This is a genomic window from Syntrophothermus sp. (genome assembly GCF_013314835.1).
Lineage (GTDB): Bacteria > Bacillota > Syntrophomonadia > Syntrophomonadales > Syntrophothermaceae > Syntrophothermus > Syntrophothermus lipocalidus.
Genome location: NZ_JABUEX010000053.1, coordinates 1 through 14,690, shown reverse-complemented (window position 1 = coordinate 14,690; position 14,690 = coordinate 1). Strand labels below are relative to the sequence as shown.

General features: G+C 56.6%; 21 protein-coding genes and 1 pseudogene. 1 reads left to right on the top strand and 21 read right to left on the bottom strand.

Annotation, left to right across the window (positions count from 1 at the left end):
* Positions 1-202: 202 nt before the first annotated feature.
* The 8 genes and pseudogenes from HPY90_RS12650 to HPY90_RS16365 all read right to left on the bottom strand — a co-directional run.
* A complete protein-coding gene (locus tag HPY90_RS12650; RefSeq protein ID WP_287194982.1) occupies positions 203-373 on the bottom strand; it encodes a DUF2292 domain-containing protein in 171 nt (56 codons plus the stop codon).
* Between the two features lie 4 nt (positions 374-377).
* Positions 378-779, bottom strand: coding sequence for a hypothetical protein (locus HPY90_RS12645; protein ID WP_287194980.1), 402 nt, complete (start codon positions 777-779; stop codon positions 378-380).
* Positions 776-1,216, bottom strand: coding sequence for a putative metallopeptidase (locus tag HPY90_RS12640; RefSeq protein ID WP_287194978.1), 441 nt, complete (start codon positions 1,214-1,216; stop codon positions 776-778). Before HPY90_RS12640 ends, HPY90_RS12645 begins: the two co-directional genes overlap by 4 nt.
* Before the next feature lie 122 nt (positions 1,217-1,338).
* On the bottom strand, positions 1,339-1,617 hold the full coding sequence (locus HPY90_RS12635) for a hypothetical protein (RefSeq protein ID WP_287194976.1): 279 nt from the start codon (positions 1,615-1,617) through the stop codon (positions 1,339-1,341).
* Positions 1,618-1,716: 99 nt separating this feature from the next.
* On the bottom strand, positions 1,717-2,145 hold the full coding sequence (locus tag HPY90_RS12630) for a nucleoside 2-deoxyribosyltransferase domain-containing protein (RefSeq protein WP_287194974.1): 429 nt from the start codon (positions 2,143-2,145) through the stop codon (positions 1,717-1,719).
* Positions 2,146-2,316: 171 nt separating this feature from the next.
* Positions 2,317-2,637: a hypothetical protein gene (locus tag HPY90_RS12625; RefSeq protein WP_287194972.1), complete on the bottom strand. Its 321-nt coding sequence runs from the start codon at positions 2,635-2,637 to the stop codon at positions 2,317-2,319.
* A complete protein-coding gene (locus HPY90_RS12620) occupies positions 2,634-3,599 on the bottom strand; it encodes an ATP-binding protein (RefSeq protein WP_287194970.1) in 966 nt (321 codons plus the stop codon). Before HPY90_RS12620 ends, HPY90_RS12625 begins: the two co-directional genes overlap by 4 nt.
* A gap of 52 nt (positions 3,600-3,651) precedes the next feature.
* Positions 3,652-3,834, bottom strand: a pseudogene (locus HPY90_RS16365) (LvrA C-terminal domain-related protein); the annotation flags it as partial.
* Between the two features lie 68 nt (positions 3,835-3,902).
* Between HPY90_RS16365 and HPY90_RS12615 the strand changes: the two are divergent.
* On the top strand, positions 3,903-4,124 hold the full coding sequence (locus HPY90_RS12615; protein ID WP_287194968.1) for a hypothetical protein: 222 nt from the start codon (positions 3,903-3,905) through the stop codon (positions 4,122-4,124).
* 358 nt (positions 4,125-4,482) lie between these two features.
* Here the strand turns inward: HPY90_RS12615 and HPY90_RS12610 are convergent, their stop codons facing one another.
* The 13 genes from HPY90_RS12610 to HPY90_RS12550 all read right to left on the bottom strand — a co-directional run.
* A complete protein-coding gene (locus tag HPY90_RS12610; protein WP_287194966.1) occupies positions 4,483-4,692 on the bottom strand; it encodes a hypothetical protein in 210 nt (69 codons plus the stop codon).
* A 243-nt stretch (positions 4,693-4,935) separates the two neighbouring features.
* On the bottom strand, positions 4,936-6,057 hold the full coding sequence (locus HPY90_RS12605) for a DUF5131 family protein (RefSeq protein WP_287194964.1): 1,122 nt from the start codon (positions 6,055-6,057) through the stop codon (positions 4,936-4,938).
* Positions 6,054-6,215: a hypothetical protein gene (locus HPY90_RS12600; RefSeq protein ID WP_287194962.1), complete on the bottom strand. Its 162-nt coding sequence runs from the start codon at positions 6,213-6,215 to the stop codon at positions 6,054-6,056. The genes HPY90_RS12605 and HPY90_RS12600 overlap by 4 nt, the downstream gene beginning before the upstream one ends.
* Positions 6,212-6,511 (bottom strand): hypothetical protein, encoded by a 300-nt coding sequence (locus tag HPY90_RS12595; RefSeq protein WP_287194960.1) that lies wholly within the window; start codon positions 6,509-6,511, stop codon positions 6,212-6,214. Before HPY90_RS12595 ends, HPY90_RS12600 begins: the two co-directional genes overlap by 4 nt.
* Positions 6,508-7,761 (bottom strand): DNA cytosine methyltransferase, encoded by a 1,254-nt coding sequence (locus HPY90_RS12590; protein WP_287194958.1) that lies wholly within the window; start codon positions 7,759-7,761, stop codon positions 6,508-6,510. The genes HPY90_RS12595 and HPY90_RS12590 overlap by 4 nt, the downstream gene beginning before the upstream one ends.
* 111 nt (positions 7,762-7,872) lie before the next feature.
* Entirely contained in the window at positions 7,873-8,793 is a 921-nt protein-coding gene (locus HPY90_RS12585) for a formylglycine-generating enzyme family protein (protein WP_287194956.1), read from the bottom strand.
* Between the two features lie 55 nt (positions 8,794-8,848).
* On the bottom strand, positions 8,849-9,100 hold the full coding sequence (locus tag HPY90_RS12580; RefSeq protein ID WP_287194954.1) for a hypothetical protein: 252 nt from the start codon (positions 9,098-9,100) through the stop codon (positions 8,849-8,851).
* Positions 9,097-11,643, bottom strand: coding sequence for an AAA family ATPase (locus HPY90_RS12575; RefSeq protein ID WP_287194952.1), 2,547 nt, complete (start codon positions 11,641-11,643; stop codon positions 9,097-9,099). The genes HPY90_RS12580 and HPY90_RS12575 overlap by 4 nt, the downstream gene beginning before the upstream one ends.
* The gene (locus HPY90_RS12570; RefSeq protein WP_287194951.1) at positions 11,640-12,806 is read right to left on the bottom strand and encodes a metallophosphoesterase family protein; all 1,167 of its coding nucleotides are present in this window, start codon (positions 12,804-12,806) and stop codon (positions 11,640-11,642) included. Before HPY90_RS12570 ends, HPY90_RS12575 begins: the two co-directional genes overlap by 4 nt.
* A complete protein-coding gene (locus HPY90_RS12565; protein WP_287194949.1) occupies positions 12,803-13,840 on the bottom strand; it encodes a hypothetical protein in 1,038 nt (345 codons plus the stop codon). Before HPY90_RS12565 ends, HPY90_RS12570 begins: the two co-directional genes overlap by 4 nt.
* Positions 13,841-14,173: a hypothetical protein gene (locus tag HPY90_RS12560; protein WP_287194948.1), complete on the bottom strand. Its 333-nt coding sequence runs from the start codon at positions 14,171-14,173 to the stop codon at positions 13,841-13,843. It lies immediately after the preceding gene.
* A gap of 16 nt (positions 14,174-14,189) precedes the next feature.
* Positions 14,190-14,312 carry a hypothetical protein gene (locus HPY90_RS12555; protein WP_287194946.1) on the bottom strand — a complete coding sequence of 41 codons (123 nt, stop codon included), beginning with the start codon at positions 14,310-14,312 and terminating at the stop codon, positions 14,190-14,192.
* The coding region (locus HPY90_RS12550; protein ID WP_502707211.1) for a YdhT family protein at positions 14,309-14,690 on the bottom strand (382 nt) is incomplete at its 5' end. The genes HPY90_RS12555 and HPY90_RS12550, both read right to left, overlap by 4 nt.

Here is a 14,690-nt window from a genome sequence, read left to right as displayed (position 1 = left end):
TAGAGTAGCTTTTGGTCAGCCTCTCTCCCGTTGGCCCTGGCCTGGCGGATCAGTTTCCTGACCGTAGCCAGGGACTTGCAGTATTCATCTAGCAGATCACGCATATCCTCGCGCACATTCCCACCCCCCCTAAATAAAAAGGCCGACACCACTGGCGCATTACCAGTAGCATCGGCCTCCCGATATACGGGTCAGCCATGCGTTACTTGGCTGTTGTTGTTTTTCCTTTTCGACTCGTCACCCATCCGTCCTGAACCTCAACCCGGACCAGTTTCCCGTCCTGGATCACAAAGGTCACTTTGCCATGGGTGACGGCGTCCATTCGCTCCGGCCTGGCCGTTATCTCTGCCTTGATCTGTTCGCTTACCTGCATGGCCTCACTCCTTCCACTCGGTAATCAAAACCTCCGTCCGCGGCGCCTGCCTATCCACCTGGAATACAGGCTGTGGCAGGCGAAGGACCCCGGCATTGTCGTCTGAAATAATTCCGGCTTTCCGCAGGCCGTCTAAAATAAACTTCCCGGCATAATTGTCGGGGTCCCGACGCCTCCGGTCCCTGAAGTAATAGACCAAGCGGACCTCAGCCCGCTCGATTTTCGGTAAACTGGCCGCCAACGCCAGCAGCCGCAGGTTATTGGTCATTTCCTCAACAGCCCGGTGCCTCACCCTCCAGTGTTTACGTGACCACTCGTTCAAGCTCGGCGGCAGTATCGGTATGCAAATCCAGACGGATGGGGGAGAAGTGGACTCTACCTGGGCATCCCATTTCACGCCCATCACTGCGTAATTCCTTCTGTGCCCGTTGGCAGGAACTCCACCCGCTCAAATAACGTCAGCTGCTCGTGTTCCTGCACGGCCTTATGCAGTTTCTTGAGCGCAGGTCTCCACAAACCATGCCGCCTGATTATCCCAATAAAGTCCTCGACATCGTGGCCCTGGATGTACCAGGTTGGGTTCCCATTAGGATCGTCGTCACCACGGCAGCAGTGGGAGAGTTCGTGATCCACTAGCGCCATACGTTCTTCACTGGTTAACTGGCTCCAAACATCCCGGTGGATAGTTATCACGAAGTCCAGCCCGGTCAAAAATGCCTGCTGGCCGGTTATCCTTTGGGCCTTGCCCCATGTTTCCCGCTTCTGGGTTGACCAGTGGATAGTGTTGATCAACTGCCTGGCCACTTCTTCAACCTCTGGGGCATCAAAGTATTCAGTTGCCATTTATAGTTCCTCCTTTCTGGTCACCAGGGCCCCGCCTCGGCTCCCCAAACAGTGGGCGGTACCAGGTGACCTTTCCTGTTTGGATATTCACGTTCACAATAGGCGGGTTGAACTGCCATTCCCTATCGCGTAGAGCTTTCCGCTGCTCTCGCATATCCTTCTCGGCCTGACCCAGTGCCGGGCGCGGCGGGGTAGGTTCGTTTTTCTTTGTTCTTCCCCTTGGCAATCTCCACCACCTCCGCCCATATCACCAAGCGGCCAGGGCCGATATCATTACGGGCTTGTCCACGATGTGGGTACCCGATTACCACTTTGGTCTGCTTTTTAACCTCCCGATCCCGTGCCCTGGCAATTCGTTCTTCCTTCGCCTTTCGCCCGGGGCGTTTATGCTGTGCCGCCATGTCCATCACCATCCTTTGCCGCCACCATCAGGGCCGTGGTCAACAAGCCTGCGATACTGCCCACCCAGAAAGCCAGTAGTGCTGCCCACCACGGCACCATCAAAGCTCACCCCCGAGAGCCAATTCCTCGGCCATTGCCCAGGCCACCACACGGTCAATCGCTTCTTCCAATGTTTCCGATATCTCCGTGGCATGGTAACGCAAGAAGTAGCTGCTTCTGTTGGCCGTACCCCAACAAATGATGGGTTTTCCTTGTTCCCACGCCCGGCGGATTTCAATGGCCGTCCCGATGTAGGCGTGACCGGGGGTGTTCATTTCAACCAGGAGGATATCTGCACTGTCCACGTTTGCGAAAGCAGAACCGACTACCTCCCGGGGGTCGTAAACCATCTCCATGTCCCTGCCATGGGTTGGGTCGATAACTTCAAAGCCTTTATTTTGCAGGACCTCAGTTGCTCGCTGCCGCCAGCAGGTCGCCTGTTCGCGTGAAAGGCCATCTATACCGCCAGCCAAATAAACCTTGCTCATTCTTCATCCCCTCCTTCCGGCAAAATCTTTGCATTGCAAATTGTCCAATCCGCCCTCAAGTGAATGCCCAGCGGGCACCGGTTACACTCATCGCCCTTTGGGTTGCCCCTCTGGGCGATGCCTGGCGGTTTTTCGCTTATGCCAAGCCGCCCCTCAAACCCACAGGGAAACCTAAGCATCTGCCACACCAGCCCGCAGGCGGTCGTCGCCAGCACCAAGATATTGCCCGCGATCCTGGCCGGTGGTGAGGACTTCCATCATGCGGCGCGTTATAGTTGCGTCCCTGATGGTTTCATCCCAAACTGGTAAGCCCTTACGGTATTTCATGAACACCAGGTCGCTCTCTATGTGCTCAATGCACTTGGCAAGCCAAGCAAGTAATCCAGTCTGCCTGATTTCCCGCAAGAACAGGTGGGTGTCCTCGTCGTACCCATAGGCGTCCACGATAATCTGCCACAACTGCCCCTCAAGCCCGTTTTGTAAAGCTATCACCTGGCAAACCTCCCCTTGACCCGCCTGTCAGGCCCTCCCAGGGTCCACATCTCACAAAATCCCGCCAAGCGGCTGGCTATAGCCGGGCCAAAGTTGTCGCGCCCAAATTTGGCCTCGATTTCTCCCAGGTCAAAGTTGGTCGAGATGATGATTGGCTTATTTGTCCTCACCCGGTAGTCAATCACGTAATAAAACTTTTCCGGCCCCCAGTCGGTCCTAAAACTTTCCTTGCCCAGGTCGTCCCAGAGAAGCACCGGCACATTGATATAACGGCTTAACACCCTTCGCTCGCTTTCCTGAGTGTCGTCGTCATAGGCCGCCCTGAGCTGCATCAAGAAATCCACCGTGCGCCCATAGAGGCAGGGAACACCCAGGCGGCACAACCTGTGTGTCAGTGCATGCAGCGCGTAAGACTTGCCCGTCCCATTGCCCTGGGGGTTGTTCTGGTCCTTCTCGGCGGCTATGTAGATTCCGCCCCCAGCAGAAGGCTCCCACTTCATCAGGCGGGTATAAAGCTCCCGGTTATACTTGTCTAAAGTGGCATTCTCGAAGAAGTGGTGTAGTTCTATGCCCATAAGCCCGCTTTTCTTAATCAGTTCCCGGTAGCGCATCTCGGTGAAGCACGCGCTAACGTCGTAAACCGTCCTGAGCGGTTCCGGCTCGATCTGGCTTTCTTCACGCATACCGCCCTGGCAATCCTCGCATTTCCGCCAGTTATCGCGCCATGGGCATTCCTCGGGAGATGTTATGGTTTTCGTGGCCACCGGCGCCTTCTCCAGTATCTCTCGCCGACGGGCCATCTCCGCCTCCCAGCGGGCCATCTCCGCCTCCCAGCGGGCCATCTTGGCCTCCAGCGATACGTCCCGTTCCTCCGTCTCTGGCAAGGCCCGCAAACCGGTTTTTGGCCTGGGCTGTGCTTCCAAAAGCCGGTGGTTCCGGAGTATGTCTCCAATGCTCTGCATTTGCATTCACCTCCGTTGCTGTGTATTCATCCTCCCACCTCTTGCCGTTTAACCAAGTAGCAGGGTAGGGGATATAGCGCCCGTTCTCCTTACGCCACTCCTCGGATTTCTTGGCCCGCTCGATGGCTGCCAACATTGTCTCCACGAGCTGCTCGTCCGGTTGGAGTTTAGCCCACGCTTTCTCGGCCTGACCTTTTGACCGTTTCTTGGGATAGGCCGCCCAAAACCTCGCAAATAACTCGTCCTGCTTCTGGGTCTTGGCCCGCTTTCGCTGCTCGCCAGGTTGGTCAGCAGGTTGGTCACATGGATTTTGGGGTTGCGCAGACGCGCCGTCAGGCGCATGCGTATTTAATCCTGTTCCTGATCCTGTTCCTGATCCTGTTCCTGATCCTGTTCCTGGTTGGTATAACCGTTTCCGTAACCGTTCCACTAACGGTTGAAGAAACGGTTTATCGATTTGCTCCACAACAGCTAAAAAGTCCTGAAATAATGGAGTTTGCGGTATTTCTTCCAGCCTCTCGATAGCGCTTTTAACCTGATTTGGGTTTTCCAATGGATTGTGCTTGAGGTAGTTCTGAATGAGCACTACATGCGCACTCGCATCATATTTCGCCCGACCGGTCTGTAGTAGTTCCTGCAACCCTTTCTGGAACCGTTTCTCGTCCCAACCCAGGTCAAAGCAAGCATAGGGGGAGGGCAGGAAGTAAAACCCCAGGATGTTGCGGTGAGGAGACGTTAAAAGATAGAGCATGAGATATCGCGCATCATCCGAAACGGTGCGCATCTTCTCGTCTTGCCAAAACCTGCTTTCAACTCTTGTGTACAACATCAACCCTCCCCCGAGACCGTTGGCAACATAGGTTAGAATTACTAATCTCATAGATCAAAAAAAATTACTTTCCGCCACCGGTCGTTCCACTTCCCACTCAAATCCGTTTGTCAGCAGGACCTGGAGCGTAGCCCGCCCGCACTGGCAAGGGATATCCATCTTACCGTTCTTGATATCTGCCTTGCCGGCCACCATGAGGCCACACTCGGGGCACTGCGCCTTGACTTTCACATACCCCTTTTCCGCTGGCAGCCATTTGACCAATAATCTCACCCCTTTCCGCTTTGGCCCGCCTAATGGCGGCCCTCAATCGCAGTTCTGCAGCCGAAACCTCATAACAGGCCGCCTCCACCATGTCTGGCCCATGAGCCTGATCTAGGTGGTTCTGTGCCACCTCAAGAGCTGTCAGTGCTTCAGCTACGCCGGGGTCCATCTGCAGGCTTGAAATGCGGGTTGTTAAGCCGTTAACCACACCAATGCACCTCACTTTCCCCTGATATACTGGGTTCAAGCATTGTCCGCCACCGGGATTTCTTCCCATATCCGGCCGTCCAGCAGGCGACCAGCGTTCTTTTTGCCGACTCGTTCAAGATGGCTGATAGGATATACTTTATGATCCGGGCCGCCGTTCACAAGTTCAGAACCGTCAGCGTTAAGAAGGGCAGACCTAGACACTCCAATAGCCCGCGCCACGCGCCCGACTGTATCTGCGTACTTGGGCCAGGAATTATAGCGACGAACTTCCCTAAACTCTCCCCATGACTTGAAGAAGAAGGGCACTCCCGCCTCCACCGCCTGGTCCCGCAGGCTACGTACCCAATCAGGATGAACCGGGCGCGCGTTTGGGCCAGTTTCCCCGCCAACAATAATCCAGTGGATAGGATGTCGTTCATAGTCATCTGGATAGCCGCAACATGTGTCTACATCTCCAAGTTCATATAAACTGCTTGCTTTACAGTTGGGGCATAGGGTTTCGCCGTTATTTTCCGGATCGTTTTCCTCTTCCCATTCGTACCCGCGCCAGCCGCAGTAGCACATTCGCGGGCCTATCCATTTACCGAGGTCCACCGGCCCCAGCATCGGCTCTACGGATACAAACCGTACCACCGCTGGTATTTGTAGCAAAATGGGGATTCGTTCATCTGCGGCCTGCTGGTTCTCGGCAGTGACGCCGAGCCAGAGATGAGGAAAAGGTTTGCCTCCCCAGCGCGGCAAGGCATGGGTTATAAATTTCAAGGCGTTTTCTGGTCTTTTAGTTAAAATCATGAACGTATGCGGTTCTATTGGTGTCATGTATTTTCCGTACTGGCTCATGTAAATTACATCAAATACCTTGAATAGAAATTCATAGGGTACATCATCATGGAATAGATCGCTCATGCTACAGACAAATATTCGTTTTGGTTTTGGTAGGTTTTTTCTCCAGATTCCTTGCCACTTCTTAGGCTCGTCCAGCCTTTCCGGGTGCAATGTCACCCTAAACGGATCGCCTTCCGGGTACCCACACCGCCCTTGGAGCCTGGTGGATATTCGACGCGCGTAACAGTTCTGGCAGCCAAGGCTAATTGGCGTGCACCCAGTGACCGGGTTCCATGTAACCTCGGCCCATTCAATCTTTGTCTGGTTCATAACTGCACCTCCTTGGCCTTGAGTTTTTCGATCTCTTTAATTGCGACTTGGAGCTGGTTCTGCACGAGGTCAAGCTCGGCAGGGTAGGAGCGGGAGAGGGCTTTGTCGAGGGTCTCCGCGCGGTTCCAGTAGTATCCCATGCCGTGCTTTTTCATCACCTCGTCATCGGCAGCTCGTTCCTATCGATTAGCCCAGTCGGTACCACAAAATAAAGCTCGTGGACGTAGGGGAGGTATAGGTAAAATTTGTTATCCCGTAGAAAGTCCGACCGGCTGACCTTTACCTCATAGCCTACAATGCGAGGGTGGGCCCAGCTCTTGTAAATAGCAAGACCGTCGAATTGCAGGAGACCGGTACCCGTCGGCCCGTTCTTGCACTCGGTTATAAAGAACTCGCGATCTCCGTGCTTTTTAGCTAGTGCTGCCTTAATCTCATAGCTTGTGACATTGCTCATGCTTCTGCCACCTCCACAATCCTCTTCCCAAGCCACTTTGACACCTTCCGGCATACGGCGTTCCCCAGCATCTTGTACCGTGCCGCATCGCTTTCGCCAGCCGTCCACCCATCCGGGAAGCCTTGCAGTCTCTCACATTCGAGCGGCGTCAGGCGGCGAACCGCCATACTGCTCGCGACATAGGTCGTGGAATCTGGTTTATCCGCCTTGGATGGGTTTGCCCGCAGGGCGTGGGACAGGTCACTTCGTTCTTGGAACCCCACCGCCACTATCGGCGTTCCCCGGTCGGTCCCGTCCTCGCTGGCATCGCAACCCTCGGCACGTAGCGTATGCGCTACAGCGTGGGCACCGTGGCCGTCCAGCGTGTAGCACGGGCCTCCGGCGGTTATCCCGATACCGTTCTGCTTCTTGTCTCTCGGCATGGCGGCATCCTGGATAACAAAGGTCTCGACAGTTCCGTCCATCCTCTCGGTGCTTGTGTTTACCGCCTTTGCCGTCTCTGGAACCAAGAATCCCCCTTGGGCAAGGTTGTCATCCGGGCCGTCTTTTTCAAAGCCGCCTGTAAGGGCTTGGGTAACAAGAAAATCCGCTTCCGACCCTATGCCCGCTGGGCGACTTGTTCCAGCGCCGCTTGCAAGGAGTGAGGCAGAGAGCGATTTCTTTTCTCGGCTCGGCGGAGAATCCCAGTCGTAGCTTTCCGGCTCAAATAATACTTTTGCAGGTGCGGACCAGGGCTTTCCAAGATGTCCGACAATGAACACACGTCGGCGTCTCTGGGCCACTCCGAAGTATTGAGCGTCAAGCACGCGGTAGGCGTACCCATACCCGAGTTTTGCCAGCGTCCCGAGGACGGTAGCCATGTCGCCCCCCCCCGCGGATGACAGAAGGCCAGGGACGTTCTCGATGACAACCCAAGCGGGAGAGAGTTCATCAATGATACGCATGAATTCAAAGAACAGTCCGGATCGCTCTCCAGCCAATCCAGCACGGCGTCCAGCCACGCTGAGGTCCTGGCAGGGAAATCCTCCGCAAATAAGGTCAACTCGTTCAAGGTTGTGACCACCAACTTCCTTGACATCTCTGTACCTCCTGACTCCCGGCCAGTGTCGCTCCAACACACGGTTGCAGGCATCGTCTATTTCCACCTGCCAAAGGCAGCGCATCCCTGCCGCCTCAAATCCGCTGTCGAAGCCGCCTATACCAGCAAACAGGCTACCGAAGGTTAGCTTGGATTTTCTTTCTTGGGCCATCGTCTTGCACCTCAGCCGTGTGTTTGATCCTCCTCGCGAACCCCGGGACGCCCGGGGTTCGCTTTTAGTCCCTTCGCTATCGCTCAGGGTCCAGATAACCAGAGTTTCAGATTACAGATTGGCAAAAGCGGCGCGGAAGCCGAGGCCGAGGCTCGTGCTCGACGGCGGCTCGCTCAGGGCCAACGCGAACCCCGCCCGGGCATGCGAGCCATCGTTCCAGAGCCCACCACGGAGGGCAGCCCGTTCACCTTTCAGTCCGGCCCAGAAGTAATCCGTGATAGTGTCGTCAACCGGGTACAGGGCCAGCTCCTTCAGGATGTCCGGCACATCTATGTCGGCCTCCAGGGCGTTGAAGCGGCACCCGTTCCAGCTCCCCTTCGGTTTGTTCGTGGTGATCATCAGCCCGTGTTCCGTCTCGGAATACTTCAGGGTTTTCCCGCCCGCCGTCACCGGCTCCCACTGGTCTGTGCGCCGGGCGGCGTTGTTGTCAGGGACAATCTGTAGCTCTCCGTTCAGCAGCCGCACCCCTGAGCACCACTCCCAGACATTGCCGCACAAGTCGAAGATACCGTCCCGCGTGTGGTCGTGCGCCCAGGTGTCAGGGCCTGAGCCGGTCAATACTTTGCAGTCGTCGAAGCAAATGCCCTTTTCATCCGGGTGATCGATATTGGAACCCCAATCATTATTCCCGCGGGGCAGGGTGCCGTTTTTCTTCGCCCACAGCAAGATCGCCGCCCATTCGGCGTTGGTCATTAAATGCCAGCCTTGGCCTTTGGCTTCACAGGCCCTTCTCGCCTGGTCAAAGGTTATGTCAACCGCCGGCTCCTGGAACAGAAGACTGTAGGCCCTTTCGTTCACTATGATGTTCTGGTACTTTGAAATATAAATCTCGGGAACCTCCACCCCGTCAATTATGAAGGCGGGATGCGTGGCCTCTCTACCACCTGGTATCACATCTGAAACTTTGAATTTCGGCACCCTAACCATGATGCTCGGCTTGCCAACATCGTCAAACAACACCACATTATTCATGATTAATCCTCCTAATATTTGATAATGGGGGCAACGTGCTCGGGTTTGAAGAGAATCATATCTCCACACCCCGCTTCCGAAGCTCGACCCGCCAGAACTCCTTCATTTCCTCGGAGCAGTGGGCCATCGCATCTTCCCAAGTCGGCCACCGGCCGTGCTCGTTGAAAAATTTGTACTGGAAGAAAAGGCTCTGCTGGTTATGGGGCAACTCGGGTGGATGGTCCACCGCGCACTCCGGGCAGGTGCCCGGGGCGGCCGGCATCAAGCCGAACGCCCCCAGGTGTTTGCCGGGAATAATCTTTATCATGCCACCATCACATCCGTCCCCGCCCCGTTTGGCTCCACGTAAATTACCTGGCCAAAGAAGGCTTTGGCTTCTTCAATGTGGGTGATTACCAAGGTTTTCTTAAACCTGTCGGCCACCGCCCTGATGGCCTCCAGGACCAGGCCCCTGTGCTCCGCATCCTGGCTTCCTAAGCCCTCGTCAACGGTCAGCCATTCCACCCTGGAGCCGGCTCGTCGGGCCAGTAACTCCGCCAGGGCAAACCTGATGGCGAAGTCAATCCGTAATTGCTCACCGCCTGAGAATGTCTCGTATGGCCGTTCCCCGTTCCAATCTGAAACGATAATGTCCAGTGTTTCTGCTACGCCTGCCCTGCTCTTAAGGTCGCGCTGGGTCTCGAATTTCAGGGAGTGCCCTCCTTTACTCATCTGGCCCAGGATTTCATTGGCGATCCGTTCCAGTTCAGGTACCGCGTTTTCTATGATCAGGGCCGGTATCCCGTCGCGGCCGAAGGCCTTGACCAGGGTCTGCCACCGGGTCAGGTCTTTGGCCATGGGCTCCATCTCGGCGGCCAGCTTTTGCCGCTCCTCTTGGGCTTTGTCCAGTGCCTCAAGTAGGGCCTTGAGACTGCCTACCCGAGCATAGGTGCTGTTTTGCTGCTCCTGTAGCCGTCTCATCTCCAGCCTTAGTTCTTCGACCCGGGCCTTGTATGCGGGAGCTTGGGCGGCATTCTTCAGGAGGCTCTGGCGTTCTTGCTCCAGTTCCTTGGCCCGGCCTTCCTTCGTTTCGACCTCTCTGGCGATGGCCTCTAGCCTTTCTGCTGCGGTGGTCGCTATCTGGCGGGCCGCCGGCAGTTCCTCTTTGGCCTTGGCCCAGCCTTCTAGCTTTTTGACCCGTTCTTCAAGGGCGGGCAGAGTCTTTAACTCGCCAGCCAGTTGTCCGATCTTCTGTCGAACCTCCTGAAGCCTATTGGCAAGTTCGGTCCGTTGCTCTTCGGCACTCCGCTGCTGCTCCTGTAAGTTCTGGAGCAACTCGGCCTTGGAGGCCAACTGGGCGGCCTGCTCAGCTTTGGGCCGTAGGGTTGCGGCCATGTCTTTCAGGCGCTGCCGTTCCTTCGGGTCGTACCCCAGGGCGTCCCGCTGGGCCTCTAAATCATGCCAGCCCTTCTCTAGCCGGATGATCTCCGCAGGGTCAAACGCCTCATATTCTGCTTGGACCTGGGGTATTCGGGCCTTGGCGGCCTGGGCATCGGCCAGGAACCTGCAGGCTGCCCGCTCCGGGTCAATGCATCCGCTGTCATCCAGCATGGCGGCCCTGGCCCGGAGATCGGCCAGTTCTTTTTCTAGCGCCTTGACACGGGCCTTAAACTCCGCGTCAGCTCGCCCCCATGTCGCTTGTGCCTCCTTAGCTTGCGCGTCCAATGCCCGCCACTTTTCCGCCAGGGCATCTAATGCTTCCAGGTCAGTCATGGCCTTTTGGTAATCGGCCGCCGCCTTTTCTAAAGCCTCCTTGCTGGCCAGGGCTGCCTGGGTAGCCTCAATTTGGGATGCCAGTTTGCCGATGGTGGTCTCAATCCGGCGCAACTCGCTTGCGATGCGGTTTTCTTCTGTCTGGGCCTCGGCCAGTATGGGCTGCCTGGTCTTGAGTTCGGTGATCTGCTGTTTTACCTGCTCCAGTTCTGCGGCCTTGGCGATAATCTGAGCCTCGGCATCAAGCATCTTCCTAGCCCGCTCGGCCTGCTCTTGGAGCTTCTGGCGCTCCTGTTGCCTGGCCGTGATTTCATCCATCAAAGCCTTGATCTGGCTTTCAAGGTCTCTGGCCCGCTCAGCTTTGGCCGCGGCCCCTCGGGCCTGTTCCTCGGCCTGTAGCAACTCCGCCTCTTTGCCCTCGATCTCCCTGGCCAGGTCCGCCAGTTGAGTCTCTATCTCCGCCAATTCATCCTGCAGCCCGGCCCGGGTCTGCAGCTTCTCATCCAGTTCCGCTGCCTTGGCCTTGGCTTTCTCCAGGGCTACATGGGCGGCCCGCTCCTTCTCCCGGGCCTTTTCCTGCAGGTCGTCGTAAACCTCCAGCCCGAGGATTTGAGCCAGGACCGCTTTCCGCTGGCCGGGGGGATTGACCGTGAACTCGTTCGCCCGCCCCTGGAGGATCATGCTTGATGCGGCGAAGGTCTCCTCATCGAGGTTGAGCAACGCCTTGATTTTCTCATCCGTCTCCCGGATGGTGGTCCCGGATTCGCTCACCCATTGGCCGCCTACCAGGTGCTGCAGCTCGAGGGTGCTCTTACCCTTGCCCTTCTTGCTGCGGGTCCTGGTAACCCGGTAGGTCTCTCCCCTGTGCTCAAACTCAAAGCTGACGGCCATCTCTTGTGTGCCAGTGCGGACCATATCGTCTACACTACATCCGTTCTTCGTGGCCCCGAAAAGGGCGAACATCGGGGCGATAGTGAATAGTGTTGATTTGCCGGCTCCGTTTGGACCAGCTACGGCCGCCAGGGCAACATTGGAGAGGTCAATGTCCGCATGCGGGATAGCTCCGAAATTGGTCACTTCAATGCGCAGAGGGATCATATCGACACCTCCTCCAAAAGCCCTGCAGTCATGGCCTGCAGGGTCACGATCTCCTCATCCGGCATGTCCTGCTGACGGGCCCACCTAGCCAGGGCCTCTACCGGCCCTAGGGCCTCGGTGACCTCCTCATCCCTGGTTCTCTCCTGCCGCTGAACGTCTGCCTTGATTTCGGCCACATAGAAGGCGCCGGCCTCATACATGGCCCTTTCTAGGGCTTTGCGATCCAGCATCTTGGCTAGGTCCTCGGGACAGGAATATTTGATCCGCACCACGGCGTTTTTAACCTTGACAACAGCCGATAGTGGCAGCCCGCGATCCAGGAAATCCTTAACTGCACCCTCGCTAAAGTCCAAGGTCACGAACTCCCGAGCCGGGGTCTCGATAAACCGAGATGTTATCGCTCCTGCCTCGCTAAATTCATGTAGCCAGACCCCGGTTTCTACGCCCTCATCGTTGAAACCCAGACGTTCCGGGCTCCCGCAGTAAAACACGTTTCCGTTTTGCTGCGGCCGGTGAATGTGCCCCAGGCATACCAGGTCAAAGTCATGGATCGCCTCCTGGGTGAGCACCGGCTCATGCTGCATCAGAACGTCCTCAAAGCCCTTGTCCGCCAGGTCATAGGTAATGTGGGCAAGAAGGATAGTCGGGCGCTCGCACTTCGTTTGTAGTTCCTGGCATGTTTCCGTGATTTTGTCTGTCATCATCTGGTGGATTACGTGGGGTGGAAGGTTGCGGTATTCCTCCTGGGTAACCAGCGAGGACCGGTTGAGCCCCGGCAGGCAGGCAACGGATAGCCCTTCCTGCCGGATGACCATGGGATCTGTGATTATGACGACACCAGGGATTTGCATCTCCTGGATCAATTTGTAGGCTGCAATGGCGTCGTGGCTAGGCGTGCCACTTATCGCTATCACCGGGATGCCAGCCGCCGCGACCTTCCTCAGCCAGCCAACGAAGGCCTTAATCTCCAAACTGGCCCGGTCCAGGAATACCCGGGCGTCTTTGAAGGCGTCGCCGGCAAACAGCACCAGGTCACATCGTTCCTCAATTATACGGTCAGCAACCCAGTCCATGACCCGGGTAATATCCTCAAAGCGGGATTCGGGGGAGGGCCCGGGATACCCCAGGCCCCAGTGAACGTCTCCCAGATGGGCGATTTTCATGCCTGCCCACCCCCAAACAGGGAAGGCGGTTCTTCGCCGAAGTCATCACTAAACGATGCGGCAATCAAGGCCATCAGGTCGTCCCTGCTGGTGTTTTGCAACATCCCTATGAGGTTGCTGGCCTCGCCCATGGTCAACCCATTGACCTCTTTACCTGACTGGCGAAAAACAATCTCTTTGATGTCGTCGCTCGACAACCCCTTGCTCTTACCGGCGCTAAAGATCGCTTTTACTTGGGCCTCGCTGGCCGGTGCGTTGGGGTTGGCCGGGCCACGGCTCTGGCCCTGGGATGAATTCCTGTTGTTCTCTGTCCGGGCGCTCTGCCGCTGTTGCTGCTGCCGCGGCTGCTGTGTCTGTTGCGGCTTGGTGTATGGTTGTTCTACCGGCTCCTCATCGGCCTCGCCCTCAATCCAGGCGTCGAGTTCATCCTCGGCCTGGGAGAAGATACCGCTGGACCTTGTGGCGGAAAGGGTCGCATCTACCAGCGCCCGTTTCTTGGCCATCTTGAGGACGGTATTCCACTGGTCAAAGAGATCGGCGTTCTCAATCCGGTACTTCTTATAGGTGCCGTTCTTACCCTCAAACTCCTTGCATACCAGGGACTCCTTATCGACTCCCTTGGGCAAATCCCGCTCATAAACCCAACGCCAGCGGTACTTGCTCTCGTAGACGTTGGCCTCGCCTGCGCCTTCGGCCACCAATGCTCCTGTCCCGCGGTGCACCAGGCGGATCACTATCTTTGCCCGGTAGTAGCCGGACTGGAGGTCCTTTTCTTCCTCTTTCTCCGCGATGACGATGGCGAAGTTATACAGTTCGCAAAGTTTCTCGGCCCCAGGCTTGTAGAGGGAAGGCTTTTGTGTCCCCGGGATAACCCCGTAGTCCACATCCTTGACCATTACGTCCTTGAAAAACTTCTGGACCAGGTCCAGCTTCTGCTTCATCTCACTCAGCCGCACGGCCATATCGTGGATGTTACTTCCCTCCAAGTGCATCATACCGTCCTGGTTGTGAACCAGAGCCTTGTCAACCGCCACTTACGCCACCTCCTTGCTTAACAACTGGGCCACTGCCTGCAGCGCTCTAAACTCGTTCAGCAGCCGGTTATAGGCCACTCTGGCTATACTTAGCTGGGTCTCTGCCTCTGCGACAGCCTGTCTGGCCTCAGCCGTAAGGGCGGCCATCTGTGCCTTGCGCTCGGTCTCGTTCTTGCCGGTGATGGCACTGTTCAGAATGGCGTCCTTCTCAATGGTCGCCACTTGCTCCCGGGCCGCGTCAACGGCCTGGGACATAGACAATACATGCTTTTCCGCTGCCTCGATATCAACCGGAAGCGCCAGCAGGCGCTCAATTAATGCTTGTTTATCCATGTGACATCCTCCCTCGTTATTGGTTTACGGCCTTCTTGGTCGCTCCGGACCGCTCCCAATTGAGCCAGGTCCGCATGGCTAAGAGGTAAAGCCCGAAGTCTTTGTTCTTGCCTGCAAAGGCTGCGATCATGCGTTTCATTCTTCCTCATCCTCGCACTCAACAAATTTGCCGTTTTCTAAGCGGTAGAAGGTATCGGCCTTTATTTTCTCTCCGTCCACCTTGGCGCACTGAACATCTATAATGTGCCAATCGCCTTTATCGTCCCAAGCCCACTCGGCCAAAACAATCCAGCACCCAAGGGCACCTCTGGCCTTGCTTTGGTAGCCGAGAGCCATGGCAACAGACTCTTTGCCTTTTACAGTGGCCGCCGAGCAATCCCCGGTGTTGGTGGCCGCCGAGCGAGCCCCGGTGTTGGTGGCCGCCGAGCAATCCCCGGTGTTGGTGGCCGCCGAGCGAGCCCCGGTGTTGGTGGCCGCCGAGCAATCCCCGGTGTTGGTGGCCGCCGAGCGAGCCCCG

Excerpts from the sequence above, each read along its gene's own strand:
- HPY90_RS12580 (WP_287194954.1), bottom strand. The coding sequence starts at position 9,100 with ATGATAAAGATTATTCCCGGCAAACACCTGGGGGCGTTCGGCTTGATG.
- HPY90_RS12595 (WP_287194960.1), bottom strand. The coding sequence starts at position 6,511 with ATGAGCAATGTCACAAGCTATGAGATTAAGGCAGCACTAGCTAAAAAG.
- HPY90_RS12590 (WP_287194958.1), bottom strand. The coding sequence starts at position 7,761 with ATGGCCCAAGAAAGAAAATCCAAGCTAACCTTCGGTAGCCTGTTTGCT.
- HPY90_RS12560 (WP_287194948.1), bottom strand. The coding sequence starts at position 14,173 with ATGGATAAACAAGCATTAATTGAGCGCCTGCTGGCGCTTCCGGTTGAT.
- HPY90_RS12570 (WP_287194951.1), bottom strand. The coding sequence starts at position 12,806 with ATGAAAATCGCCCATCTGGGAGACGTTCACTGGGGCCTGGGGTATCCC.
- HPY90_RS12575 (WP_287194952.1), bottom strand. The coding sequence starts at position 11,643 with ATGATCCCTCTGCGCATTGAAGTGACCAATTTCGGAGCTATCCCGCAT.
- HPY90_RS12640 (WP_287194978.1), bottom strand. The coding sequence starts at position 1,216 with ATGGCAACTGAATACTTTGATGCCCCAGAGGTTGAAGAAGTGGCCAGG.
- HPY90_RS12620 (WP_287194970.1), bottom strand. The coding sequence starts at position 3,599 with ATGCAGAGCATTGGAGACATACTCCGGAACCACCGGCTTTTGGAAGCA.
- HPY90_RS12630 (WP_287194974.1), bottom strand. The coding sequence starts at position 2,145 with ATGAGCAAGGTTTATTTGGCTGGCGGTATAGATGGCCTTTCACGCGAA.
- HPY90_RS12605 (WP_287194964.1), bottom strand. The coding sequence starts at position 6,057 with ATGAACCAGACAAAGATTGAATGGGCCGAGGTTACATGGAACCCGGTC.
- HPY90_RS12635 (WP_287194976.1), bottom strand. The coding sequence starts at position 1,617 with ATGGCGGCACAGCATAAACGCCCCGGGCGAAAGGCGAAGGAAGAACGA.
- HPY90_RS12555 (WP_287194946.1), bottom strand. The coding sequence starts at position 14,312 with ATGAAACGCATGATCGCAGCCTTTGCAGGCAAGAACAAAGACTTCGGG.
- HPY90_RS12615 (WP_287194968.1), top strand. The coding sequence starts at position 3,903 with ATGGATTTTGGGGTTGCGCAGACGCGCCGTCAGGCGCATGCGTATTTA.
- HPY90_RS12650 (WP_287194982.1), bottom strand. The coding sequence starts at position 373 with ATGCAGGTAAGCGAACAGATCAAGGCAGAGATAACGGCCAGGCCGGAG.
- HPY90_RS12585 (WP_287194956.1), bottom strand. The coding sequence starts at position 8,793 with ATGAATAATGTGGTGTTGTTTGACGATGTTGGCAAGCCGAGCATCATG.